General features: G+C 66.1%; 26 protein-coding genes and 1 pseudogene. 14 read left to right on the forward strand and 13 right to left on the reverse strand.

What is annotated here, in order from left to right; genetic code table 11:
* The first annotated feature begins 371 nt into the window (after nt 1-371).
* The 3 genes from dut to MHA02_RS04920 all read left to right on the forward strand — a co-directional run bounded on the left by dut (nt 372) and on the right by MHA02_RS04920 (nt 3,579).
* Nucleotides 372-869: a dUTP diphosphatase gene (gene dut / locus MHA02_RS04910; protein WP_147077147.1), complete on the forward strand. Its 498-nt coding sequence runs from the start codon at nt 372-374 to the stop codon at nt 867-869.
* Nucleotides 870-1,107: 238 nt separating this feature from the next.
* Nucleotides 1,108-2,175, forward strand: coding sequence for an HD-GYP domain-containing protein (locus tag MHA02_RS04915; protein WP_147077149.1), 1,068 nt, complete (start codon nt 1,108-1,110; stop codon nt 2,173-2,175).
* A 114-nt stretch (nt 2,176-2,289) separates the two neighbouring features.
* Nucleotides 2,290-3,579 (forward strand): ammonium transporter, encoded by a 1,290-nt coding sequence (locus tag MHA02_RS04920; RefSeq protein WP_147077151.1) that lies wholly within the window; start codon nt 2,290-2,292, stop codon nt 3,577-3,579.
* Nucleotides 3,580-4,159: 580 nt separating this feature from the next.
* Here MHA02_RS04920 and fabI read toward each other — a convergent pair.
* The 8 genes from fabI to MHA02_RS04955 all read right to left on the reverse strand — a co-directional run bounded on the left by fabI (nt 4,160) and on the right by MHA02_RS04955 (nt 10,478).
* Nucleotides 4,160-4,990: an enoyl-ACP reductase FabI gene (fabI, locus tag MHA02_RS04925; protein ID WP_147077153.1), complete on the reverse strand. Its 831-nt coding sequence runs from the start codon at nt 4,988-4,990 to the stop codon at nt 4,160-4,162.
* 490 nt (nt 4,991-5,480) lie between these two features.
* Nucleotides 5,481-6,707, reverse strand: coding sequence for a beta-ketoacyl-ACP synthase I (gene fabB / locus MHA02_RS04930; protein WP_147077155.1), 1,227 nt, complete (start codon nt 6,705-6,707; stop codon nt 5,481-5,483).
* Between the two features lie 120 nt (nt 6,708-6,827).
* Nucleotides 6,828-7,391, reverse strand: coding sequence for a 3-hydroxyacyl-[acyl-carrier-protein] dehydratase FabA (gene fabA, locus MHA02_RS04935; protein WP_147077158.1), 564 nt, complete (start codon nt 7,389-7,391; stop codon nt 6,828-6,830).
* 180 nt (nt 7,392-7,571) lie between these two features.
* Complete coding sequence (locus MHA02_RS22010) at nt 7,572-7,715, reverse strand: hypothetical protein (protein WP_170249022.1); 144 nt, start codon at nt 7,713-7,715, stop codon at nt 7,572-7,574.
* Between the two features lie 289 nt (nt 7,716-8,004).
* Nucleotides 8,005-8,820: a metallophosphoesterase family protein gene (locus tag MHA02_RS04940; protein ID WP_147077160.1), complete on the reverse strand. Its 816-nt coding sequence runs from the start codon at nt 8,818-8,820 to the stop codon at nt 8,005-8,007.
* 139 nt (nt 8,821-8,959) lie between these two features.
* Nucleotides 8,960-9,460: a DUF3016 domain-containing protein gene (locus MHA02_RS04945; RefSeq protein ID WP_147077162.1), complete on the reverse strand. Its 501-nt coding sequence runs from the start codon at nt 9,458-9,460 to the stop codon at nt 8,960-8,962.
* 13 nt (nt 9,461-9,473) lie between these two features.
* Nucleotides 9,474-9,689, reverse strand: a complete 216-nt coding sequence (locus MHA02_RS04950; protein ID WP_147077164.1) for a hypothetical protein — start codon at nt 9,687-9,689, stop codon at nt 9,474-9,476.
* A 186-nt stretch (nt 9,690-9,875) separates the two neighbouring features.
* Entirely contained in the window at nt 9,876-10,478 is a 603-nt protein-coding gene (locus MHA02_RS04955; RefSeq protein WP_147077165.1) for a ComEA family DNA-binding protein, read from the reverse strand.
* 280 nt (nt 10,479-10,758) lie between these two features.
* Between MHA02_RS04955 and MHA02_RS04960 the strand changes: the two genes are divergently transcribed.
* Nucleotides 10,759-11,943 (forward strand): patatin-like phospholipase family protein, encoded by a 1,185-nt coding sequence (locus MHA02_RS04960; protein ID WP_147077167.1) that lies wholly within the window; start codon nt 10,759-10,761, stop codon nt 11,941-11,943.
* 85 nt (nt 11,944-12,028) lie between these two features.
* Here the strand turns inward: MHA02_RS04960 and MHA02_RS04965 are convergent, their stop codons facing one another.
* The 4 genes from MHA02_RS04965 to MHA02_RS04980 all read right to left on the reverse strand — a co-directional run bounded on the left by MHA02_RS04965 (nt 12,029) and on the right by MHA02_RS04980 (nt 15,350).
* Nucleotides 12,029-12,157 (reverse strand): TFIIS helical bundle-like domain containing protein, encoded by a 129-nt coding sequence (locus MHA02_RS04965; RefSeq protein ID WP_147077169.1) that lies wholly within the window; start codon nt 12,155-12,157, stop codon nt 12,029-12,031.
* Nucleotides 12,158-12,211: 54 nt separating this feature from the next.
* Nucleotides 12,212-13,426 carry an MFS transporter gene (locus tag MHA02_RS04970; protein ID WP_147077171.1) on the reverse strand — a complete coding sequence of 405 codons (1,215 nt, stop codon included), beginning with the start codon at nt 13,424-13,426 and terminating at the stop codon, nt 12,212-12,214.
* Nucleotides 13,427-13,574: 148 nt separating this feature from the next.
* The gene (gene olsB, locus MHA02_RS04975) at nt 13,575-14,573 is read right to left on the reverse strand and encodes a l-ornithine N(alpha)-acyltransferase (protein WP_147077173.1); all 999 of its coding nucleotides are present in this window, start codon (nt 14,571-14,573) and stop codon (nt 13,575-13,577) included.
* Between the two features lie 393 nt (nt 14,574-14,966).
* Nucleotides 14,967-15,350 (reverse strand): DUF2267 domain-containing protein, encoded by a 384-nt coding sequence (locus MHA02_RS04980; RefSeq protein WP_147077175.1) that lies wholly within the window; start codon nt 15,348-15,350, stop codon nt 14,967-14,969.
* 145 nt (nt 15,351-15,495) lie between these two features.
* Between MHA02_RS04980 and MHA02_RS04985 the strand changes: the two genes are divergently transcribed.
* The 9 genes and pseudogenes from MHA02_RS04985 (at nt 15,496) to obgE (ending at nt 23,030) form a co-directional block, all read left to right on the forward strand.
* The gene (locus tag MHA02_RS04985; protein WP_147077177.1) at nt 15,496-17,034 is read left to right on the forward strand and encodes a helicase HerA-like domain-containing protein; all 1,539 of its coding nucleotides are present in this window, start codon (nt 15,496-15,498) and stop codon (nt 17,032-17,034) included.
* Between the two features lie 300 nt (nt 17,035-17,334).
* Nucleotides 17,335-18,552 (forward strand): pilus assembly protein TadG-related protein, encoded by a 1,218-nt coding sequence (locus MHA02_RS04990; protein ID WP_170249024.1) that lies wholly within the window; start codon nt 17,335-17,337, stop codon nt 18,550-18,552.
* Between the two features lie 157 nt (nt 18,553-18,709).
* Nucleotides 18,710-19,141, forward strand: a complete 432-nt coding sequence (locus tag MHA02_RS04995) for a TadE family protein (protein ID WP_170249026.1) — start codon at nt 18,710-18,712, stop codon at nt 19,139-19,141.
* A 94-nt stretch (nt 19,142-19,235) separates the two neighbouring features.
* Nucleotides 19,236-19,760 carry a TadE/TadG family type IV pilus assembly protein gene (locus tag MHA02_RS05000; protein ID WP_147077182.1) on the forward strand — a complete coding sequence of 175 codons (525 nt, stop codon included), beginning with the start codon at nt 19,236-19,238 and terminating at the stop codon, nt 19,758-19,760.
* 242 nt (nt 19,761-20,002) lie between these two features.
* Nucleotides 20,003-20,305: pseudogene (gene rplU, locus MHA02_RS05005) on the forward strand (50S ribosomal protein L21); the annotation flags it as partial.
* Between the two features lie 145 nt (nt 20,306-20,450).
* A complete protein-coding gene (gene rpmA, locus MHA02_RS05010) occupies nt 20,451-20,717 on the forward strand; it encodes a 50S ribosomal protein L27 (RefSeq protein WP_147077186.1) in 267 nt (88 codons plus the stop codon).
* A 172-nt stretch (nt 20,718-20,889) separates the two neighbouring features.
* Entirely contained in the window at nt 20,890-21,471 is a 582-nt protein-coding gene (locus MHA02_RS05015; RefSeq protein WP_147077188.1) for a GNAT family N-acetyltransferase, read from the forward strand.
* 4 nt (nt 21,472-21,475) lie between these two features.
* Nucleotides 21,476-21,982, forward strand: a complete 507-nt coding sequence (locus MHA02_RS05020; protein ID WP_147077190.1) for a hypothetical protein — start codon at nt 21,476-21,478, stop codon at nt 21,980-21,982.
* Nucleotides 21,983-21,995: 13 nt separating this feature from the next.
* The gene (gene obgE / locus MHA02_RS05025; protein WP_147077192.1) at nt 21,996-23,030 is read left to right on the forward strand and encodes a GTPase ObgE; all 1,035 of its coding nucleotides are present in this window, start codon (nt 21,996-21,998) and stop codon (nt 23,028-23,030) included.
* 126 nt (nt 23,031-23,156) lie between these two features.
* On the opposite strand, the gene MHA02_RS05030 is transcribed toward obgE, so the two are convergent.
* Nucleotides 23,157-23,468, reverse strand: a complete 312-nt coding sequence (locus MHA02_RS05030) for a DUF1488 family protein (protein ID WP_147077194.1) — start codon at nt 23,466-23,468, stop codon at nt 23,157-23,159.
* A 143-nt stretch (nt 23,469-23,611) separates the two neighbouring features.
* On the opposite strand from MHA02_RS05030, the gene MHA02_RS05035 reads away from it, so the two are divergent.
* Entirely contained in the window at nt 23,612-24,046 is a 435-nt protein-coding gene (locus MHA02_RS05035; protein ID WP_373318362.1) for a hypothetical protein, read from the forward strand.
* Nucleotides 24,047-24,423 lie beyond the last annotated feature (377 nt).

A 24,423-nucleotide genomic window follows, 5' to 3' on the forward strand; every position in this document is an offset into this window, starting at 1 on the left:
TCCTGGACGATGCTCCAGACGACGAGGGTCTCGGCGCATCGAAGATAAGCGCACACACGCTCGAACCCAATCCAGCAACCAACGAATGGCATCAACATTTTGACGCGCAGTCTATCGCTCTGCAAACATCACCGGGCAGCGCCTGTCGAGCTTCAAGTTTCTCTGGCTGGAATGAGCCTGCAGGCGATCGACAGCACGCTTCGGCCCGGAGGCCGCGACGTCCATCGAGGCCGGCGATCCAGCGGAGCATGAGCCGATTCTTCCGCCGGTTTCGTTGCGTATCGGGCACGGGATAGGCGATACCGCCGCTGGGATCGAAGCCGGGAGGAGAACGCCATGTCCGCGACGCGCCGCCACCCGTCGGCCGCCTGATGCGGATCGCTGTCCGGCTGCTCGATCCGCGCCTCACGGCATGGGGCTTTCCCCGCCGCGGCTCGGCCGATTCGGCTGGCCTCGACCTGTTCGCCTGCATCGACTCGCGGCTCGTGCTGGAGCCGCAGGCGCCGGCCACTCTCATCCCGACCGGTCTGGTCGTGATGATCCGCGACCCCGAATGGTGCGGCCTCGTCCTTCCGCGCTCCGGCCTCGGCCATCGCGAGGGGCTGGTGCTCGGCAACGGCACCGGTGTGATCGACGCCGATTACGAGGGGCCGCTCTTCGTGTCCGCCTGGAACCGCAACCCGGCGCCTGCCGATGGCGAAACGGTCGCGCGCATCGTGCTGGAGCCCGGAGACCGTATTGCTCAACTCGTCGTGGTGCGGGTGGCGCAGGCCGAATTCGAGATCCTGGACGATGCCGCACCGGGTGATCCGCCGGTTGGCGACGGTGCACGCGGCGGCGGTGGTTTCGGGTCCAGCGGGCGTCGTTGATCGGCGTCGCTGGCGAAACTCCCCCTGCGCTGTCGGAGCCAACAGGCGGAAATCTGGTCACCCGGCGTTCGGTGAGGTGCACAAAATTTCGGATCGGTCGTCGGTGCCGTTTCACGAGAAAGCGGCGGCCGGCACAAAATTTCAACCTCGATTAACGGCTCTTCGATAGCCTCGAGTCGGTCGTTGCAGTGCTGGGGGGGCATCGCCTCGGCGAAGATGGGCCGACGGGACCATGGGAATGCTCAAAGCCACGCTTGCGGAGACCGGCAATGCCCTCGTGGCCGTCGTCGCAGCGAAAACCCCGATCCAGCTCGTGCTTGCCCTCCGTGGCTTCGACTGCACCACTCAGGTCATTGAAAGCGTACGGGCCGCGCTCGCGGAATTCCCCGCACAGCCGCCCGACGTCGTCGTGATCGAACACGAGACCGGCCTCGACGCCTTCGCCTTGACGCGGTCGCTGCGCACGTTTCCCGAGCTTGCCCGCACCCCCATCCTGATCGTCGCCGCCGGCGAGGGGCGGACCGAGCGTCGTGCCGCTCTGCAGGCCGGTGCGACGGATCTGATGCTGAAGCCGGTCGACACGCTCGATCTCCAGATCCGCCTGCGGACGCTCATCGAACTCGCCGCCGCCCGCCGCGACGGCGACCGCAAGAATGCGGCGATGAACCAGCAGATCGAACGTGCCGTCGCCGAGGTCTCTGCGCGCGAACGCGAGATCGTGCGCCGCCTGATGCTCGCCGCCGAGTTTCGCGACGATCAGGCGGGCGATCATCTGACGCGGGTCGCCGGCTGCGCGATCGCCGTGGCGGAGGGGCTCGGTCTGTCGGAAACGGACGCGAACGACATCGCGCTCGCCTCGACCATGCACGACATCGGCAAGATCGGCATCGCCGATGAAATCCTGCTGAAGCCCGGCCCGCTGACCGATGCCGAACGGGAGGAGATGAAGCAGCATGCCCTACGCGGCTATCGGATGCTGCACGACAGCCCGTCGCACCTGCTCCAGCTCGCCTCCGAGATCGCGTTGACGCACCACGAGCGCTGGGACGGGAACGGCTACCCGCAGGGCCTCAAGGGCGAGGAAATTCCCCTCTCCGGCCGCATCGTCGCGGTGGCCGACGTGTTCGACGCCCTCATTTCCGCCCGCGTCTACAAGCCGGCTTGGCCGGTCGAGCAGGCCCGCGCCCATCTCGAAGCCCAGGCCGGAACGCATTTCGATCCGGCCTGCGTCGCGGCCTTCGTCTCCCGCTGGGAGGACATCGTCGCCCTCGTGCAGGATCGGCCGGCGACGTCCCACGCTGCCTGACGGTCTCGTTCATGGGCAACTCGATCGCGTATCAGGCTGACGCGCGACTTGAATCGGCAGAATGACCGCGTATTGAGCAAGCGCTCAACCGTGGCCGTTTCGAAAGCTCGCTTCATGCGCCGTCTCGCCCTGTGCGGCTCGACCTGTTTCGGGCTGATGATGCTCGCTCAGCCCGCGCTTGCCGCACCCGTCATCGATACCGGCCACACCGCCTGGATTCTGACCGCCTCGGCGCTCGTGCTGTTCATGACGCTGCCAGGGTTGGCCCTGTTCTACGCCGGCCTCGTGCATGCGCGGAACGTGCTCTCGGTGCTGATGCAGTGCTTCGCGATCTGCTGCGTGGCGTCGGTGCTGTGGGCGATCTGCGGTTACAGCCTCGTCTTCGACGGGAACGGCGCCTTGATCGGAGGCCTCGGCAAAGTGTTCCTGTCGGGCCTCGACGCAGTCCGCACCCCGACTTTGCTGCCGGAAAGCGCCTTTGCGCTCTACCAGATGACATTCGCCGTCATCACGCCGGCGCTGATCATCGGTGCGTTCCCCGAGCGGGTGACGTTTCCGTTCGTGGTGCTGTTCTCGGCCCTCTGGCTGATGCTGGTCTACGTGCCGGTGGCGCACTGGATCTGGGGCGGTGGCTGGATGTTCGGCCTCGGCGTACTCGATTTCGCCGGCGGCATCGTGGTGCACACCACGGCCGGCATCGCGGCGCTGGTGCTTGCAGTGATGATCGGCAAGCGCCGCGGCTTTCCGGCCCAGATGACGCCACCGCACAGCCCCGGCATGACCATGGCCGGCGCCGGCATGCTCTGGGTCGGCTGGTTCGGCTTCAATGGCGGCAGCGCGCTCGCGTCGGACGGCAGCGCGGCGAACGCCATCCTGGCGACCCACCTCTCGGCGGCAGCCGGCGCCATCGCCTGGACCGCGGCGGAGTGGATCAAGATCCGCAAGCCCACCTCGATCGGCATCGTGACGGGTGCCGTGGCAGGCCTCGCCACCATCACGCCGGCCGCAGGCATGGTCGCGCCGGGCGCCGGGCTCCTGATCGGGTTCGCCGGCGGTATCGTCTGCTTCTACGCGACGCTGCACGTGAAGCAGCGCCTACAGATCGACGACTCGCTGGACGTCTTCGCCGTTCACGGCGTCGGCGGCATGCTCGGCTCGCTGCTGCTCGCGTTCTTCGCGTTACCGGAACTCGGTGGCGTCGGGCTCGGCGAGAGCGGCAACGTCTGGACACAGCTGGGCGTACAGACGCTCGCAATCGTCGTGACCATCCTCTGGTCGGGCGCCGTCACCTACGGCCTGACCCGCGCGATCGGCCTGCTCACACCCATCCGCGTCGACGCGGAGGCCGAGTACGAGGGCCTCGACATCGCTTCGCATGGCGAGCGTGCGTACGAGTACAACTGAAACCCGCACAGATCCGCACCGCCGCACGACCGATCCGCACGCCCGGTCCGGGCACGGCTGAAAGCGGCCGATCTTGCTCGTCGCCGCCACGCGCGCTCTGCAGCATCAAGGACGCATCGAAACGCGATCCTCCGGCCGGTCCGGAGATGGGAGGCGACGATGCTGCCGCATGCAATCGAACCGAGGATTCGCCCGAACATGGGCACCCGCCCGATGGCGCTCCTTGCGCTGGCGTTCGGTGTGGCCATCGGCGGATCGCTCGCCGGAGCGCCTTCACCGGCCATCGAACGACCCGCTCTCGTTTCGGCCGTTCAGCGGCCGGCTGCTGTTAGCGGTGTCGACGTCGACGTCAGGAAGCCAGTGCGCGTGATCCCGCTTCCGGTCCGCGATGTCAGATACGGACGGACGGAACGATAAGGCCAGACGGTTATCAAAGGGCGCTGCGAGTGCGCCGGGAATCCAGGGCCGCCGACAGGGCCAAGATAAGCGCGAAATGGTTCTGTACTCGACGTTCCGCCACGCGGCGCCGTGACGACGGATGGGATGACAAACCTATCGGCGTCGGTCCGGCAGAGCGGTCCTAATGGTCGCCCATCACGCCCGCTTCGTCCTGCGCCTGCAGCACGTCGGGACGCGGCATCGAGATGATATTGTAGCCGGAATCGACGAAGTGCACTTCACCGGTCACGCCGCTGGACAGGTCGGAGAGCAGGTAGAGCGCCGAGCCGCCGATATCGTCGAGCGTCACCGTGCGCCGCAGGGGCGCATGGGCCTTCTGGTGATTGAACATCAGGCGGGCGTCAGCGATGCCGGCGCCGGCGAGCGTCCGCATCGGGCCGGCCGAGAGGGCGTTCACGCGGATGCGGTCAGGGCCGAGGTCCATGGCCAGGTAGCGTACGGAGGCCTCGAGGGCCGCCTTGGCGACACCCATCACATTGTAGTTCGGCATCACGCGGGTCGAGCCGCCATAGGTCAGGGTCAGGAGCGAGCCGCCGTTCTTCATGCGCTTGGCCGCGCGCTGCGCGATCTCGGTGAACGAGAAACACGAGATCGTCATCGTCCGCGCAAAGTTCTCGCGGGTCGTGACGTCGACGTAGCGGCCCTTGAGCTGGGTCTTGTCCGAGAAGCCGATGGCGTGGACCACGAAGTCCAGCTCGCCGCCGAAACGTTCGTCGAGGGCGGCAAATGTCGCATCGACCGAGGCGATATCCTCGACATCGCAGGGCAGCACGATGTCGGAACCGATCGAGGCGGCGAGGGGGGCGACGCGCTTGCCGAGGGCATCTCCCTGGTATGTGAACGCGAGTTCGGCACCCTGGGCATGGAGGGCTTGGGAAATGCCCCAAGCAATGGAATGGTTGTTCGCGACCCCCATGACGAGGCCGCGCTTGCCCTTCATCAGACCTGTCATGAAACGCTGCCTTAACCGACCTGCACGCTCGTCGGGCACGAATAGCCCGATCCTGAAGGGGCACGCTTAGCGTGCGAGCGACGGCACTGTCCACGTGCCAAGGTCTCGGACAAAGAAAAGCCCCGCCTCGACCGCAGTCGAAAAACGGGGCTGGGCTCTCGCGCGAGGTGTGAACGCGCCGCTCTCAGAAATAGCCCTTGGTCGCTGCCTGGGCATCGTCGATCAGGCTCTGCTTGGCAAAAATGACCACTCCGGCTGTAGCAGCCACGCTTCCGAAGGCAACGAAGGCGATCCAGACCATGGGAGCCGATGTCCTGCTGTTCGCAAGACAAACGCGTCCTGACTTCTGGGGTTCCACCACCGCGCTATCGGCGCGTCTTCCACTTCGGCTATGCCGCCGATCTCGCAACTGCGAAAATCGCTGACGCAGTTGCGAGAAAGCTTATGAGCCATTTCGCTCCTCGCGAACGCAAGGGCGAAGATCGACCGCTCAGGCGTCGACGTTCTTGAGGATCAGCGTCGCGTTGGTGCCACCGAAACCGAAGGAGTTCGACATGACGTGGCCGAGCTTCACGCCGTCGCGGCGTTCCCGCAGGATCGGCATATCGGCGAAGGCCGGGTCGAGTTCGTCGATATGGGCGCTCTCGCAGATGAAGCCGTCGTTCATCATCAGGAGCGAGTAGATCGCCTCCTGCACGCCGGTGGCACCGAGCGAGTGCCCCGTGAGCGACTTCGTGGCCGAGATCGGGGGGCAGTCCTCGCTGCGGCCGAAGACTTCGCGGATCGCCTCGATCTCCTTGTCGTCGCCGACGGGCGTCGCTGTCGCATGCGGGTTGATATAGTCGATCTTCGCGCCCTTCACGGTCTCCAGCGCCTGCCGCATGCAGCGCACGGCGCCTTCGCCGGACGGCGCGACCATGTCGTGGCCGTCCGAGGTGGCGCCGTAGCCGGCGATTTCCCCGTAGATCCGTGCGCCGCGGGCCTTGGCGTGCTCGAGCTCCTCGAGCACCAGCACGCCGGCACCGCCGGCAATGACGAAGCCGTCGCGGTTCTTGTCGTAGGCGCGCGAGGCGCGGGCGGGAGTGTCGTTATACTTCGAGGACATCGCGCCCATCGCGTCGAACAGGACGGAGAGCGTCCAATCGAGATCCTCACAGCCGCCGGCGAAGATCACGTCCTGGCGGCCGGCCGCAATGATCTCCGAGGCGTTGCCGATGCAATGGTTGGAGGTCGCGCAGGCGGACGAGATCGAATAGTTCACGCCGCGGATCTTGAACCAGGTCGCGAGCGTCGCGGAGGCGGTCGACGACATTGCCTTCGGCACGGCGAACGGACCGACGCGCTTCGGGCCCTTTTCACGGGCAATCGCCGCGGATTCGACGATCACGCGGGTCGAAGGGCCGCCGGAGCCCATGACGATTCCGGTGCGGTCGTTAGAGACGTCGTTCGCGTCCAGCCCGGCGTCGCGGATCGCCTGATCCATGGCGACGTGATTCCAGGCCGTGCCGCCGCCATGGAAGCGCATCGCGCGCCGGTCGACCAGCGACTCGACGTCGAGGTTCGGTGCACCGGAAACCTGGCTGCGAAATCCGTGTTCCGCGTAGGAGGCGTCGCGGGCGATGCCAGAGCGCGCCTCGCGCAGGGAGGCGAGGACCTCCTGAGTGTTGTTGCCGATGGATGAGACGATGCCCATCCCGGTGATCACGACGCGCCGCATGATGGCCTGGCTTCTCCACCGCGACGCTTCGAACCGCGCCGCGAGACGTCACCTAGGATGATGCGCGCCCAATCTCAACAGCGGCAACCGCAGACGGCGATGTCCGGGGGACGTGGCCGCTCAGGACTGGAACAGGGCGACGCGCAGATCCTTCGCCTCATAGATACGCCGTCCGTCGGCTTCGAGCCAGCCGTCGGCGATGCCGAGCACGAGCTTGCCGGTGCGCATGCGCCGGATGTCAATGCCGTAGACCACCTTCTTCACGGTCGGCAGCACCTGCTCGGAGAACTTCACCTCACCGACACCGAGCGCTCGGCCGCGGCCGGGGGCGCCAGACCAGCCGAGAAAGAATCCGACGAGTTGCCAGAGCGCATCGAGCCCGAGGCAGCCCGGCATCACCGGATCGCCCTTGAAGTGGCAGGGGAAGAACCAGAGATCCGGGCGGATGTCGAACTCGGCCAGCACGTGGCCCTTCTCGTAGGCGCCACCCTCTGTGCCGATCGACGTGATGCGGTCGAACATCAGCATCGGCGGCAGCGGCAGCTGCGCGTTGCCGGCCCCGAACAACTCGCCACGTCCGCAGGCCAGCAACTCTTCGTAGGAGTAGCTTGAAGCGCGCGCCGGCGTGGCCGCGCCCTCGGTGGAGGCGCTATCGGTGTCCGAGGAAGTCACAGCAGGCGGCATCGGCTGAGGGTCGTGTCCTGGTTTCGGGGGTCGTCCCATCCCGTCCGGACTTGCCGGAGGCAGCCCGGTCGCGATGACGGCCGGATAGGGAGCTCAGCGTCTCGTTAGCACAGCGCAGGGGCGCCTCAAAGCTGCGTGCGGCGCCGACGCACGAGGACCGCAGCGGCGGCCTGCGATGCCCTATCGCCACTTCACGAAGAGGGCGACGGCCAGGATCACGAGCAGCGCGACGAACCAAGCGGTCCCAGTGCTGAGCGCGTAGAGGAGCGCGGCGGTGAAGCCGACCATGATGCTCGCCATCGTGGCAAGGGCGACAGGATTCATCGTCGTAGGCTTACGCGTGCTGCAACTCGGCCGTCGTGCAATGGCAGGCGGATCGGAGTGGTTCCGGGCCATGTCCGGAGGCGTGCCGACGTTCCTGCGCCATGATCGGCCTGGGGACATCGGTGATTTTGCGGCTCGGTCGGACCGCTTCGTGCGAAGGTCCGACGCGACAGATTCTCGGAATCGCAGGGATCCTCGGAGGTCGGCAGGGAACGACTCCCAGGCCCCACGGCCCGAGCGGCGTCCGGCACTGGACGCTTCGAACGTGACATCTGCGCCCGTCGATCCGTCATGGCCCATCGGGCTCCTGCGCCGCATCCTCCCAGGCCGATCCGTTCCAGAGCCGTACGGTCACCGTCGCGGCGCCGTCTTCGACGACGATGCGATTATAGGCGTTGGGCTCCATGCCGCGCAGACGCGTCGAGGTTGCAGATCCGGCCTGCACGGCCAGAAGGCGATGCCCGGACGCCGCCGCGCCGGCATCGGTTCGCACGGCGTCCCCCTCGACGAAGCGCGAATAGTGCCGGTGGAGATGGCCGGCGAGTGTCAGGCCGACCCGATGCCGACGGAAGGCTGCGAGCGCCGCATCGGCCCGTCCGACAAGCCGGGCCTTCGCGTTCCAGGGCGGTGCGATGAAGGGATGGTGGCCGACGACGATGCGGAAGACGTCCGCCGGAAGGGCTGCGAGGCGCGCCTCCGCCTGCGCGATCTGCTCTCGGCTGATCCGTCCCTGAGACCAGTCCGCCTCCCAGGCCCAGGTCCGCACGGTGTTGAGGCAGACGACCCCGATCTCGTCGTCGAGGAAGCTCGGCTCGGTCCGCTCGTCGATGAAGCGCCTGTAGCGCCGGAACGGCCGCAGGAAGCGGGTCGGCAAAGCGAAGTAAGCGATGTCGTGGTTGCCGGGCACGCCGATCCAGGGCGAGGCGAGCCGGTCGAGGAACGCCCGGGCCTGCACGTACTCGGCTCGCCGCGAGCGCATGGTGAAGTCGCCCGAGGCGATGATCAGGTCGGGACGATCGGCGTTCAACTCGTTCACCAGGCCCTCGACGACCTCCGCATTCGTGCAGCCGAAATGCAGGTCGGAGATGTGTGCGATGCGCCTCATCGCCGTGGCCAGCGGGTCCGGCGTCTCGATGGACGTCCGCCGCTTGCGAGGCGGCGCACAGCCGCGCTCGCCGGTGGTCGCATGCCGGCTGGGTCCAGGGGTAGGGCCGTTGAGAGCAAGCTTTGGTCCGGAATGTGGTTTACTCGCGCGGCGGCTGGCGCTGGGCAATGCGGGTCTGGAGCCAGTCCCGTATCAGTTCCCGCTCGTGAGCGAAGCTGGCGCCGCCGAGAGAGCGGGCGTAGCGCGAGAGAAAATCGATGTCCGTCACCGTTTCGTCCGCCGCAAGCACGGTGCGGTCGCGCTCTTTCAGAGTATAGCGCAGCCGAAGGCGCGGCGGCCCGACATCGGACACGATGCGCAGGCTGTCGGGTCCGACTGCGCCGGGACGCTCGTAGCCGGCCAGATCGATATCGAGCGCGGTGATGGAGAGGCTCTCACCCGGTCGGAGCGCGCGGTCGCCGAGTTCGGTGAACAGCCGCCGAATTTCCGCCAGCGTCACCCGAAGGGTGTAGCCCGATCCGAAGTGGCTCTCGGCATCGGTGTAGCGCTCTGGTTCGACGAAGGTTACGCTCACTTGCGCCGCTGCCGGAACCGGTGAGAGCAGGGCAGTCACAAGGATGATCGCGCGGAGCGCCTTCACGCGCGCTCTCGGATCATTGCTGCGCGCGGTTGATGATCGCCTGAAGGGCGCGGGCGACCGGCTCGGTGACGGTGCGGCGGTACTTGCGATGGACGAGTTGTCCGTTGTGGTAGACGTCGTGCTCCACGTACAGACGATCGCCGTCCCATCGGACGATATTGTCCGATTCGCTCGTCTCCTCGACGCCCAGGTCCGAACGCAGGGTCGGCGCGCCGGCTGTGGTCTGCATGGGGTGCCTCAGCTCTCGTTACTCTGCCAAGTCCTTCTTACGAAGTCGGGAGGCCGGGCACCAGAGCGTCAGGCGGATCGAATGGGTCGAAGCACCCTCCGACGATGTGGATAGCGGTTCGTTGGACGAAGGTGAGTCGCGACCGTAGCCCCGGGCCGTCCGCCCGATGCAATGAGTTCGGCGTCTCTAGCGGACCGTGATCTGGTCCTTGATACGTTGGTAGATCGCGCGGCTGAGAACCCGCTTGGAAAGCAGCTGATCCGTTGAGGCGTAGGGCCGGCGCTGGATGATCGCGCGCCCGATCGCGCCGCCGCCCTTGAGCGCGTTGAGTTCCGACAGCGAGCCGGTGTTGAGATCCACGAGATCGACCGCGCGCGGGTCGGCGGCCCCGGCCGCGGGGACGTCCTCTTCACGCGGGTCGGGCGGGGCTGCAGCCGGCGGGGTCGGTGTCGGGGGCTCGACCGGCGATCTGCCCATCGGCGGCTCGGCAGCGGCAGGCTGCGGACTTGGCATCAGCGCGGCGTTGCCCGTGTCGGGCTCCGCCACGGGGCTCGGTCCGGGCGCCGGCTGTGTTGCCGGAGGCGGCTGCGGGGCAGACTGTACGGGTGAGCGTGCCGGCGCCGGATCGGCTCGGCGCGCGGCCGCGCTCGGCGTCGCCGGCCGCGTGACCGATACCGACGTGTCCGGCGGGCTGTTGTCGAAAATCCAGTAATGCTGGACGAGCCCGGTCAGGACCGCCGCGGCGATTACCACGAGGAATACGCGCAGGAGCGCCGGTCCGTTCAGCATGCGAGGGTGTTCCCGCCCAGGTCCCGGAGCACCCCCGTCTCCAGCTGCACCGTCTTCCATCGCCCTCACATGGAAGAATGGCAAACATATGTTGGTTTGAAGGACTTAAGCGTCGTTTGGGATTTCGCGCCTTCCACCGGCGACAATCCTGGGTGAGGCCGTGATGCAACAGACGCCCGCTGCGACGCCCGAGGCCTCGAAATGGTCAAGCTTCTGTGGGAACGAGGTAAGGCCATGCTCGTTTCGTGGAAGCTGAGCCATTGGTCCGGACATTTTTGCCATGTCGTTCCTGTCCCGTCTGCGGGTCCTTCGCGCTGCCGCTGGGCTCGCGCTCGTCTTCGGGGTCGCGGCCTGCTCGTCATTGCCGCGGACGCCCTACACGGCGCAGCAGGCCTCGCTCGCCACCGTGCCCGGCATGGGTTCGGTCCGGGCCTATGCCGACGCCACCGCGGCCGAAATCGCGGCCGTGGCGGAGCGACCGGAGGGCCGCCGTAACGGCTTCAGCTATCTCGCGCTCTCGGGCGGCGGCGGTGACGGGGCCTATGGCGCGGGTGTTCTCAACGGCTGGACCGCGTCCGGCACCCGGCCCGACTTCGCAATCGTGTCCGGAGTCTCGACGGGCGCGCTGATCGCGCCCTTCGCCTTCCTCGGCTCGGCCTACGACGCCTACCTCACCGACTTCTACACGAGCGGCATCGCCGAATCGCTGGTTCAGGCGCCGAGCATCGCCAACGTGCTGTTCGGCTCCGGCCTGTTCGGGGACGGCAAGCTGCGGGAGATCATCGGCCGTTACGTCACGCCGGACCTGCTCGTCGCCATCGCCGCCGAGCATGCCAAGGGCCGGCGCCTCTACGTCGTGACGACCAATCTCGACCAGCAGCGTGCCGTGATCTGGAACATGGGCGCCATCGCCGCCAGCGGGGCGCCGACTGCCGCCGATCTGTTCCGTGACGTGCTGACCGCATCGGCGAGCGTCCCGGCCGTGTTCCCGCCGCAGCTGGTGGACGTCCAGGCCGAGGGTCGCACCTTCCAGGAGATGCATGTCGACGGCTCGGTGGTGATCCCGGTCTTCACCCTGCCGCAGGGATTCCTGCCGCGCACGCGCGCCGGCCGGGGGCAGGCCGACATCTACGTGGTGATCAACGGACGGCTCGAGCCGGAGTTCGACGTCACCCAGAACAACACGCTCGCCATCACCGGGCGCTCGTTCACGACGGCGAGCCGAGCCCGCACCCGCGCGACGCTGTCCGCCACCGAGACGGTCAGCCGTCGGTCCGGGATCGGCTTCAACCTGACCTATATCGACGAGACCGGGCCCACCGCTGCCGCTGCGCGCGGCTTCGATACCGCCTACATGCGCAGCCTCTACAATGCCGGCTACGAGAAGGGCAAAACGGGTCGCTTCTGGCAGCACAGCGTACCGGGCGCGCCGTCCACGGTTCTCGAAGCCTCGGTGGCTCGTTGAGCGCACGAGGAAAGCCGCTTCCGCGTAACGGAAGCGGCGGGTCGTTCCGCTGTCGCCGGACAGACCGGCGACGGGGAGAGAAAACCTACTTGCGCAGGATCTTGGTGACGAGGCGCCCGAGCGGCGTGCTCGATCCGGAATTCCGATCGTCGCGCACGACCTGACGGTCCTCGTTGCCCAGGATCTTGGTGACGATGCGTCCGATGAGGCTCATGGCCGTGCTCCGTAAACAACCCGTGATGCCGCGAACGGCGCAGCTTTCATCCGGTTAACGGAGAAGTCGCTCGACCCGTTCCGGCGGTGCAGCCCGATCCGCCGCTGCCCGGCGGCGCAGGGTAGTGGTCGTGACGATAATCGCATAGGCGGCGAACATGGCGGCCAGCGTCCAGGCAAAACCCTGCGGCACGATGAGATCCATTCCGGCCCCGATCATCGGCGGGCCGATCATGAGGCCGGCGCTGTAGAGCGCGACGAAGGCCGCATTCGCGCCGGCCAGGTCCGGTCCGCGCACGCTCGCACCGAGATGGGCGAGGCCAACCGTGTAGAGTGTGCCGGCAACGCCACCCCAAAGGAACAGCAAAGCGACCAGCACCGGCAGCGAGACGCTCGCCGCCGGGATCAGCGCTGCACCGACTGCGCCGGCTAGGCTCGCCGCGAGCAGCACGAGGCCACGGTCGATCCGATCAGCAAGCCAGCCCACGGGGATCGCGAACAGCACGTTGCCGAGTGCCACGGCGCTGACGAGGCCGGCGGCCGTCTGCGCATCGAAGCCGACCTTCAATCCGTAAAGCGGCAAGATCGCGAAGCCACCGGTTTCGACAGCGCCGTAGATGAAAGCGGCAAGCGTCGCCGCCGGAGCGAGCCGGAGATAGGCGAGGAAGCGCACGCTACCGCCTTCGCGCGAGATGGTCGGCGAGACGCTCCGCGCGAGCACGATCGGCACGGCCGCCACGACGAATAGGGCGGCGCCGGCAAGATACGGCGCAAACCCCTCCGTCCCGAGCAGCACCAGCAGCCCCGGCCCAATGGCGAAGCCGAGTGCCAGCACGGTGGCGTAGATGCCCATCACCAGCCCGCGACGCTCGGGTGGAGCGGCCTGGGTGATCCAAAACTCGGACAAGACGAACAGGGCGCCGAGTGTCGCCGAAAAAAAGAAGCGAAGCGGAAACCACCAGGCGAAGTCGTAGAAGACCTTGAAGCCGACGAGCAGCGCCGCCCCGAATACGATCGAAAGCAGCAACAGCTGCAACACACCGACCCGCGCCGCCAGCCGCGGCACGAATGGCACCGTGAGGATGCTGGCAAAGCCGCCGACAGCGGTATTCAGCCCGATCATCGAACCGGAGGCTCCCATCCGCTCCATCTCCAGTGAGAGCAGCGGGATCGACAGGCTGAGGCCGATGCCGACCACGGCAACGCAGGTGATCGCGGCGGTGATCGCGGTGAAACGGTCACGGTCGGAAGGCGGGGAGGGGGCGAGCATCGACACTTCGGGGATTGCAGGGCGCGGCGCAGGCAGGCGGCCGGCGGGTAGACCCGTCACATCGGCGTGGACACCCCGCGTGTCGAGCCCCGGCGGCGGCCGCGCATACCCGACCTGCCGGAACAGGAGACGCCAAGACGGTGCCGCCTCAGGCCGCGTGCCGGTCGGCCTCCGCGCCGAAATGGCCGATGTAGCGGGCGGCGATGGCCTCGACCGGCAGCACGACGAACACGTCGGTGGTGCCGAACTGGCGGTCGATCACGGCACCGTCGCCGAAGGTCGCGCCGATGCGCAGATAGCCCTTCATCAGAGGCGGCAGGCTCTGCAACGCCGCTTTCGGGTTCACCGCCTCCGGCGCCAGCCGGTCCATGGCGACGAAGCGCTCCGAGACTGCCCGCGCCCGCCACGCCTCCGGGGCACGGGCATGGTGGTGGAGGAAGCTGAGCTGCAGCGCCAGCCGGTCCGGATCGGTACCCTCGAGGCTCGCGCAGCCGAGCATGGCGTCGATGCGATGGTGCAGCACATAGGTCCAAATGCCGTGCCAGAGCAGCTCCACCGTGCGCTTGGTGCGGTAGGGCTTGAGCACGCAGGAGCGGCCGAGTTCGAGGAAGCGCTTTCCCGGGTGGCGATCGAGAAGCGGACCGATGTCGAATTCACCTGCGCTGTAGAACCCGGCGCCGCCCTCCGCCCGGTCTCCGCGCAACAGCCGGTAGGTACCGACGACCTTCGGGCGCGGCTTGCGAAACGGCTTCGCCTTGACCGCGGCATGGTCGATGACGAGGAGGTGGTCGCAGATCGGATCGTAGGCGTCGATGTCGCGGCGCTTGAGCATCGCGAGCCCCGAGGGGACCGCAGACATCTCCTCATAAAAGACCTTGTAGCGCAGGCGCTGTGCCCGGCGGACCTCGGATTTCTTCGTCGCGAGCCGCACTTCGAGGCTGCCGATGCGGCCGAGGCTGGGACCGAATTCCGGCGCCGGCTTCGGAAGCCGCGCTTTCAGCAGGATCGGCGCGCCGCCCGGCAACACCAAGCCCGGAATGCCGCCCTCAAACGTCTGCTTGAAGCGGGCGAAGGGCGCCTGGACGTGGGTTTCCCAGCCGGTCTTCCACGCCGCGGACGCGTCACGCCCGGAAAAGTTCGGCACCATTTTGAGCCTGCCCCGCGAGGCCGATCCGGCCTTGACCGGCGCACATCATCACGAAGGGCGCACGCTTTTATGACACTGGAAGGCGTGTCGGGACAGATCGTTAGGAGGAAAACACCACTTCGTGCACCGACCGCCGGCCGCACCACCACACGCGTAGCCGTCGAACGAAACCGCCTGAGGATGTCAGGGGTTTGATCCGATGCGCGCTGGCGCCAGCCCCAACCCTCTCTGCAGGGGAGGGCAGCCCTCTTTGGGCATGACGCGCCCCTCTTCCCGATCTGCTTCGCGGGCCAGCCTCGCCCTCCCAGGTCGGGCTTGCCCGACTCGGGCTCTCAAAGCGCAGATCTTGGGCAAGCCCAAAATCTGGCGGGGGAGAGGGTTATCGCAGATCTCTCACACGAACTGGCTGACACCCGGGATCGCACCGATGATGCGGCCCATGGTGTCCTCGCCGGCCTGCTCACGGCCGTAGGCGAACAGCTCCTGGCCGAGAGGCTGCATCTGGCTCATCGAGACGCCGGACGACATCAGCTTCTGGCCGAGCGCCATGACGCCGCCACCCATGCCGCCGAGCATGCCCAGCAGGCCGCCGCCGCCCTCTTCGGCGTTCGACTCGGCGATGGCCGCGTCGGCACCCGGCAGCTTGGCGAGCAGTTGCGCCACGTCCTCGGGCGGACCCTCCTTCTGCAGGAAGGCGAGGATGTGCCCGATCGCCGCTTTCGCAGTCTCGGCGTCGACGCCCGTGCGGGCCGTGATGCGGGCAATCAGTTCGTCCATGGGGGGCCTCTCCTCGTTTCGGCCCGTCCTTCCGACGGGCGAACGCTGAAATCAAGGCCACGCGGATCCGGCCTTGCCGCCAAGCCTGGAAAACGGCCGCGCTCCCGGAGTAGGGTGGAGCACGTTCTGAGAGGGAATGCACGGCATGGCGGGCGACGGCACGATCCTGGTCGGCAAAAGCACGGGCAAGAGCTCGAAGCCGGAGGTGCTGGCGCTCAAGCTCGCCAATCGTCACGGCCTCATCGCGGGGGCGACCGGCACCGGCAAGACCGTGACGCTTCAGGTGCTCGCCGAAGGCTTCTCTAACGCCGGCGTCCCGGTCTTCGCCGCCGACATCAAGGGCGACCTCTCCGGGCTCGCCGCGGCGGGCGAGGCGAAGCCCGCCTTCGTCAAGCGCGCCGAGGAACTCGGGATCACCTACGAGCCCGACCGTTTCCCCGTGACCTTCTGGGACCTGTTCGGCGACCAGGGCCATCCGATCCGCTGCACCGTCACCGAGATGGGGCCGCTGCTGCTCGGGCGCCTCCTCGAACTCAACGACACCCAGGAGGGCGTGCTCAACATCGCCTTCCGGGTCGCCGACGAAAACCAGTGGCCGGTGATCGACCTGAAGGATCTGCGCTCGCTGCTGACGTTCCTGTCCGAGAATTCGAAGGACCTCGGCGCCAAATACGGAAACGTGTCCGCCGCTTCGATCGGCGCGATCCAACGGGCGCTGCTGGTGCTGGAGAACCAGGGCGCGGACAAGTTTCTGGGCGAGCCGGCGCTCGACCTGCACGACTTCATGCGCACCGATCGCGACGGGCGGGGCGTGATCAACATCCTCGCCGCCGACAAGCTGATGCAGCGGCCGCGCCTCTATGCCTCTTTCCTGCTCTGGATGCTCTCCGAGCTCTTCGAGCAGCTCCCTGAGGTCGGAGACCTCGACAAGCCGAAGCTCGTGTTCTTCTTCGATGAGGCGCACCTGCTTTTCAGCGATGCACCGAAGCCGCTGCTCGATGCCGTCGAGCAGGTGGTGCGCCTGATCCGTTCGAAGGGCGTCGGCGTCTATTTCGTGACGCAGAACCCCCTCGACGTGCCGGAGACTGTGCTCGGCCAACTCGGCAACCGGGTGCAGCATGCGCTCCGCGCCTTCACCCCGCGTGACCAGCGCGCCGTGCGTGCCGCCGCCGAGACCTTCCGGCAGAACCCGGATTTCGACGTGTCGAAGGCGATCACCGAGCTCGCCGTCGGCGAGGCGCTGGTTTCGTTCCTCGAAGCCAAGGGTACGCCTTCGATGGTGGAGCGGGCGCTGATCGCGCCGCCGCAAGCCCGCGTCGGGCCGCTCACCCCGACGGAGCGGGCCGAGCTGATCGGCAAGAGCACCATGAAGGGGAAGTACGACGAGGCCGTCGACGCCGAGAGCGCCTACGAAATCCTTGCGAAGCGCAAGAACCTCGACGGCGAGACGGCGGAGGCTGCCCAAGGGTCGGAGGGCGGCCTCGGGGGGCTGCTCTCCAGCCTCGGCGGACTGTTCGGAGGCGGCGCGTCGGCGAAGGACGCGGGTAAGGGGAGAGGTCGCGCAAAGCCCAGCCTCACCGAGCAGGTCATCTCCAACGCCGCTCGCTCGATGGCCCGCACCGTCGGCACCCAGGTCGGGAACGCGATTCTCCGCAATGTGCTGGGCGGCCTGACGAAACGGTAGCGTCCGCGGAGTCGCGCGCCGGCGCGGTCGGTTTGACGCTCGATCGGCGCGAGCGCCGAGCCGATGACGATCATCCTGATTGGTACGGCCAATCTACGAAAGGTCCCGCCATGATGTCTGGCCCGGACGCAAGAGGCGATGGGATGTCGGCCGTACATTTCGCAGAGTGGCTTAAAGATTTGTTGTCCGTGCCCTGACGAAGCCGGCGGCCGGGGTGCTGTGCGGCATTCGGCGAAGCTATTCTTTACCTGGAGTGGGTACTGAGCGGAGTGGATGAGACCGCGCTCAGGATCATGTCCGATGTTTAAAAGGAATCAGTCGGGCAGCGTCGCGCTGCTGTTCGCACTGCTGCTGCCAGCCCTCATGGTCGGCGTCGGCGGCGGTATCGAGGTATCCCGCGCTATCGACTACAAGCAGCGACTGACCTCCGCCGCCGACCTCACCTGCCGGCAGGCCGAGGTCTATGTCGAGAGTCTGACCGGCACCGTCATGCCGGCGGACTACGCCGCCCAGGTGCAAACATACGCAACCAAGAACCGCGACGAACGCGCCTTGACCGCAACGGCACAACTCACGGCGACACCGACGGTGTCGAAGACGGTCCTGACGACGCCGCTGCTCAATTTGCGTCCGGGAAACATCCATGTCGTCGCCACCGGCGCGGTCGATCTCGTTTTCAAGAACTTCCTGAGCAAGAACAGCATGACCTTCACGGTCACGCGTGACTGTACTGTGACCGTCAACGCCTCCTCCGGACCGCCGACGCTGGTGATGTCCGAGTCATTCGAGAATTATAGCCTCAACGGCGGTTGGGGTGTGTTCGGAACGATGGCGCAGGCGACCTGCGCCAGTTCGATCTGCCAGGGCAAGAGCTGGGGCACCACGAACGCCGGCGTCGAAGTCGACCAATTGTCGGCGATCGAAACCGGGGACGGTGTGCAGTATGGCCAGAACTTCGCAGAGCTCGACAGTGACTGTAGCAACCGAATCGGATCGACGATCGCCAGTCAGACAGCGGCCTGTAGCAAGAGTGGACAAACGACGAACTCGTCGATCACCATGCCCTTGACCCTGCCGGCGGGCGTCTACGAAGTTCGCTACGTCTACAATGCGCGCAAGAACGTCGGGAGCTATCAATACCCGAACGATACTGTGCTCTGCTCGAATCCGGCCGATACGGACGGCGTCACCCGGGACACCGATGTCTCCAAGAATGGCGCTGGAGTCAGCACTATCTCCCTCGACGGGCAAACCCGGCGCATCGAATTGTGGGTCGAACCGAAGTCTAGCGGCTACAAATCCGACGATCAGAGTCTTACGGTGTCGACAAATGCAAATTATATGAAGTCTTACATGGCCGACGTTTGTATCTGGTCGAAGACCTGGACCGAACGCAGCTACAAGTTTACCGTGTCGACGCAGCAGGAATATCGGATTTCCTGGCGGGCGGCCGGTCTCGATGACAGTTTCGGCGGCCTGATCGACTACCTCCGCATATGCCAAAATTCTTGCCCGTGATGTCGTAGACTCTTACTGCGCGGGAGGATTGGCGATGCGAGCATATCTCAAGCGGTCTCTACCGACATGGCTGCTGATCCGGCCTGCCGCCGCGCGCAAACAGGATGCAGCAACGGCACGTCGGTATTCAGCTTGCTTCTCGCGGGCTCGAAGGGGCTTGGCCGACGAGACGGGCGCGTCCGCCGTCGAGTTCGCGCTGGTCGTGTTTCCGTTCCTGGCCTTGTGCCTCGGCATCCTGCAGTTCGTTTTTCTGCACTATACGCAGCAGACGCTCAGCGATGCACTGTACAGTAGCGCCTCGAACCCGGAGAGCGAGCTGACCCTCGGAAACAAGGCCGGCTACATTGCTAAGGTCTGCGCCAAGGTCGTCTTTCAGACGGATTGCCTGAGTTCGACGAACGGTATCAAGATCGAGTTGATGCGGCTCGACGATCTGCCGACGACGACGACGGCTATAACTGGATCGACCTTCAGCTCTGGAGCCAGCGGCGACGTGCTGGTTCTGCGAGCTACGATGCCGACGCCGCAGATCGTTGCCTTCATACCGCAGCTGACGGCGAAGGACTCGGTAATCTTTCGCCGCCCATAGACATGTCGATATCGCCTTAAGACAAGTTTTCTAAGCTTCGGACCGACCGGACCCAGGCCGGGAGCGGCATCGAGACCTGCCAGGACTTCAGTTCATGCGTCGACCTTTCCAGCGTTTTCGCAGTGCGCAGTCGGGCTTCGCATCCATCGAATTTGCGTTGATCAGCACCGTGCTGCTGCTGATGTTCGCTGGCGGCTTCGACCTAGTTTACATGGTGAGTGCCAAGCGCGACGCCGATCGTGCATCGACGCTGATCGCCCACGCGATGGCAACATGCGCAAGTTCGAGCTGCATGTCCGCACTGATCAACAGCTACTCGCCCCGCCAGGCGAATGCGCTTGTCCGTTACCCGAATGCAGCGATCAAGCTCTATATGATTCAGAACCAGAGCGGTACGATCAAACCCTGTTCGGGGACCGAGACGACATTGACGGATAGCAAGATCATAACTTCGGCCAAAAGCATATTGCGCGACGACGACGTCGGCTCGGCGGTTATGCTGACGACGACCTACACTTCGATTCTACCGAAGGCGCTCCTGGGCTACATCAGCGCAACGGGGGCTAGCTATACTGGCCGCACCGTCGACGTGATGAGCAATATCGGCGCCGTTTGCTGAGCAGGGCCTGTTTGGCCCCGCCCAGGCATAGGAGAGAAGTTGCAACCGCCTTCACCCGCATCGCCGCCGCTTCATTGACATCCGGCAGCCGAGCCACTATCCGGCCTCCAAGACGCGCGGCTTCCTCGACGAAGTCCGCGCGTTTCGCGTTCGCGCCCATCGGGCTGCGGATGACCTCAACAAGAAGACGGCCCATGCGCTTCGCAGCGCGGGAGGCCGGCTAGAGAACACGAGAGCCAACGATGTTCGCAGTCATCAAGACGGGCGGCAAGCAGTATCGCGTTGCCGCCAACGACGTCATCACCGTCGCCACGATCGAGGGCGAGGCCGGATCGGCCATCAGCTTCGGCGAAGTCCTGCTGTTCACGGACGGCGATGCCGTCCAGGTCGGCGCTCCGCTGCTCGAAGGCGTGACGGTCTCCGGCGAGATCGTCGACCACGGACGCGCCAAGAAGGTCATCGCCTTCAAGAAGCGCCGCCGCCAGAACTCGCGCCGCAAGCGGGGCCACCGCCAGCACTTCACCACCGTGCGGATCACCGAGATCGGTTTCGGCGGCAAGTCGACGAAGGCCGAGCCCCGCAAGGCCAAGGCGCAGCCTGCCGAGGGCGACGCCCCCGCGGTCGTTTCGCCCGCCGGCGCCTGACCGCCCGTTCGCAGACGTCATCACTTACTGATCTTGGAGTAGCCCTATGGCTCACAAAAAAGCAGGCGGCTCGTCCCGCAACGGTCGCGACTCGGCCGGTCAGCGCCTCGGCGTCAAGAAGTTCGGTTCTGAAGCCGTGATTCCGGGCAACATCATCGTGCGTCAGCGCGGCACCAAGTGGCATCCCGGCAACAATGTCGGCATGGGCAAGGACCACACGCTGTTCGCTTTGACGGAAGGCCGTGTCGAGTTCCAGACGAAGCGTGGCCGCGCCTTCGTTGCAGTGGTACCGGTACAAGTAGCAGCGGAGTAACGGCGGACGACTCGTAGCGCGTCCCGCCGGTGTCCCACACCGAACCGGCGGACCGGCGCAGGACGCAGCAGGCGACAGCGCAGATCGGAACGAAGGGGAGGATGGGATCCATCCTCCCCTTCGTCATTCCAGGGTGCGGCCTCCGCGCGAGGGCGCCCGAGGAGCGGACGCGATGTTCCCTGATCTCGCCCGAGACGACGTCTTTCGCATCGAGACCCGCAGGCTCTGGCTGCGCTGGCCGCAGGCCCGCGATGCTGCGGCAATCATACGGCTGGCCGGCGAGCGTACCGTGGCGGACATGACCGCGCGCATCCCGCACCCGATCGATCCGCTCGCTATCGACAGCTTCGTGATCGAGGCCCGGCGCTGCAATACGGAGGGGGAGGGGCTCGCCATGGCTCTCACGCTGCGCGCGGCACCGACCGCCCTGATCGGGATCGTCTCGATCGGCCCCCATCCGGCAGGCCCAGGCGCGCACCTCGGCTATTGGCTCGGCACGCCTCATTGGGGCGAAGGCTTGATGAGCGAGGCGGCGGCCACGATGGTGGGCGCCTATTTCGCTTATGCGGGCGGCGACGTGCTGAGCTCGGCATCGATGACCGCCAATATCCGGTCGCGTCGGGTGCTCGAGAAGTGCGGTTTCGTGCGGCAGGGCTCGGACCGGCAAGCGTTTCCCGCGCGGGGAGAGGAGCGCGAGGTCGATCTGTTTCGGCTCACGCGCGCCGAATGGTCGGCCGCACGGAGTGACGGGTGATCGGATGACACGGCTCGGCATCATCGCGGTGGGCGCGGCGGCACTGTCCGCCGTCGGGGCGGCAGCGTTTGCGCTGCGCCCGCACCGGGATAGGTCGAGCTCGGATGCGGCCAAGCCGGAGGCTGGCAACTCGGAAGCCGGCAAGCCGGCGGCGACGGCCAAAAAGGCCGCCGTGTCGACGCTCTATTGCGAGTTCACGAATTTCGCCGATCAAACCCCACGGGTCGGCTTCTATTTCACCATCGAGCAGGACGGGCAAAAACCCGTCTACGCACAGATCTTCCAGCGCGAGCAGGATGGGACGCAAGACGATGTCGGCAGCGCACCGCGGCCGGCATGGTCCTACGACGACACGCAAAGCTCGCCGGTCATCCACTCGCCGGACGACGCGATGCAGATCAACCTCTATGACTACGATCCGAAGAAGACCGGATCGAGCTGGTTCGAGGCGGGCCTGCGCAGCGTCCGCTACCGCAACCTCGGCGGCAAATGCCGCCACAGCACAGCCTGAAACGAGTAAAGACGTGAAATTCCTCGACGAAGCCAAGGTCTATGTCCGCTCCGGAGACGGCGGCCGCGGCTGCGTCGCGTTCCGCCGCGAGAAGTTCATCGAATTCGGCGGCCCGAACGGCGGCGATGGCGGCCGTGGCGGCGACGTCTGGGTCGAGTGCGTGCAGGGGCTTAACACCCTGATCGACTACCGCTACCAGCAGCACTTCAAGGCCAAGAAGGGCGAGCACGGCATGGGCTCGAACTGCCACGGGGCCAAGGGTGCCGACACGGTGCTCAAGGTGCCCGAAGGCACGCAGATCATCGCGGAAGACGGCGAGACGCTGATCGCCGACCTGACGGAAGTCGGCCAACGCGTCAGGCTCGCCAAGGGCGGCAACGGAGGCTTCGGCAACGCCTATTTCACCACGTCCACCAACCGCGCGCCGAAACACGCCAATCCGGGCCTCGAAGGCACGGAGATGTGGATCTGGCTACGGCTCAAACTGATCGCCGATGCCGGCCTCGTCGGCCTGCCCAACGCCGGCAAGTCGACCTTCCTGGCCAGCGTGACGGCGGCCAAGCCCAAGATCGCCGACTACCCGTTCACGACGCTGCATCCCGGCCTTGGCGTGGTCCGCTCCGACGAGCGCGAATTCGTGCTCGCCGACATTCCCGGCCTGATCGAGGGCGCCCACGAGGGCATCGGCCTAGGCGACAAATTCCTGGCCCACGTCGAGCGCTGCCGGGTACTGCTCCACCTCGTGGAGGGCACCTCCGAACATGCCGGCAAGGCCTACAAGATGGTCCGCGGCGAGATCGAGGCCTATGGGAACGGTCTCAGCGACAAGCCGGAACTCGTGGCGCTCTCGAAATGCGACGCCCTCGATCCGGAGACGCTCAAGGAACAGAAGGCCCGTCTGAAGCGGGCCTGCAAGAGCACGCCGCTGGTGCTGTCCTCGGTGTCGGGACAGGGCGTCCAAGAGGCGCTGAGGGCGATCCAGGCCGAGATCGGAACGCATCAGGCCCAGCAGGAAAAAGCCTCCCCGGCGCCGGCATGGCAGCCGTAGCGGCTCTCTCTTACCAGTGGCCGCTAAGGCTTACGCCCCTAAGGCAGTACGCCATGTGGGCGGCGGCGCGCCTTCGCAGTTGCAGCAGCCGGTCGCGCGAAGAGCCAGTGGTTGCGGCCACTGGTATCAAACCTTGTCCTTCGTCTGCAGATAGGTCCGGCTGGCTTCCGTCTTGAAACTCGCGTCCGCCAGGAAGATGTGGTCGCCCGCATTGTTGGTCGCGTCGTAAACTTGGCTCGCCGTTGCCTCGATCACGTCGCGCAGCGTCTCGAAATCCGCGAGCGGGTCCAGCCGGCTGCTGCCGAACTCCGCATGCATGACGGAGAGTGGAAGATTGACCGTGACCGGCCGGCCGTCGCTCGCCATGGTGAAGCGGATCGTCGTGATGTCGTCGGGCGGGATGTGCGAATTGCCGTCGAGATGTCTTTTCAGCGGCATGTTCACATCCTCATAAAGCCGGCGTCCAAGCAGCTTGCCGGCATTTATCCGAAATAGTCGCGGCGACTTCGACAGCAATCGGGCGCGACACTGCAGCCGGCAGCCGCCGCGTCATTTCGATGCCATGACCATGCGCCGCAACCATGGAACGCCTGCTCTGGCAAAGACTTCAATCGCCGCATCGGCTGCCGTCGCAGCCGACCTCGGAGCGATTTCGAATGCGAATTTCCTACCTTCTGCCGACCGTGCTCATGCTCGGCGCGACGACGGCGCCAGCCCTGGCCATTTCCTGCAAAGACGACATCACGACCATCGAACGGCGCCTCGACAGCAGCGGAGCCGCGAAGGTCACTGGGAAGGAGCCGGCTAACGGCGCGACATCTTCCAACTCATCCATGGCCCTCGACAAGGCTCCCGAGGGCAAGCCCTCCGATCCCGGCGCCAAGCCCACAGCTGGCGGCATAACCGAAGCGCGCAAGCTCCTCGACACGGCCAAGACGCAGGACAAGGCCGGTGATGAAAAAGCCTGCCAGGATACGATCACTCAGGTGAAGGAAAAAGCCGGGGCGCTGCCGTAGGGGCTGCTTTCGACGCATCCAGCCAAAGCGGTCGCGCGGCGCTCATTGTTCGTTGTCAGTCGGGGGACGGGCGGTGCCCACCACGACCGCGACCGTGTCGGTTGGTCGGATCCGGCAACGTGGCTGCTCTCCTCCTTCTCGTTGGGAGGAGTCGAGGGTGGGGTCGGTTCGGGATTGGGCCTGTTGGTCCCGCAGAGACTATCCCCACCGTCTGACTCGCTTTCGCAAGGCTAAGAGTGCAGCGAAGCCGGTAGCTCGTCATTAGATCGGCTAGGTGTAAATGGGTAAGCCCTTGCCCGGTTGTTCAGGACAGCACGTGGCGATGCTGTCGGCACCGCCGCCGCCTTGAGTTGTCAAGGACCAGCGGGCGTTCGGTT

The sequence above is a fragment of the Methylobacterium haplocladii genome, from assembly GCF_007992175.1.
Taxonomy (GTDB): Bacteria; Pseudomonadota; Alphaproteobacteria; order Rhizobiales; family Beijerinckiaceae; genus Methylobacterium; species Methylobacterium haplocladii.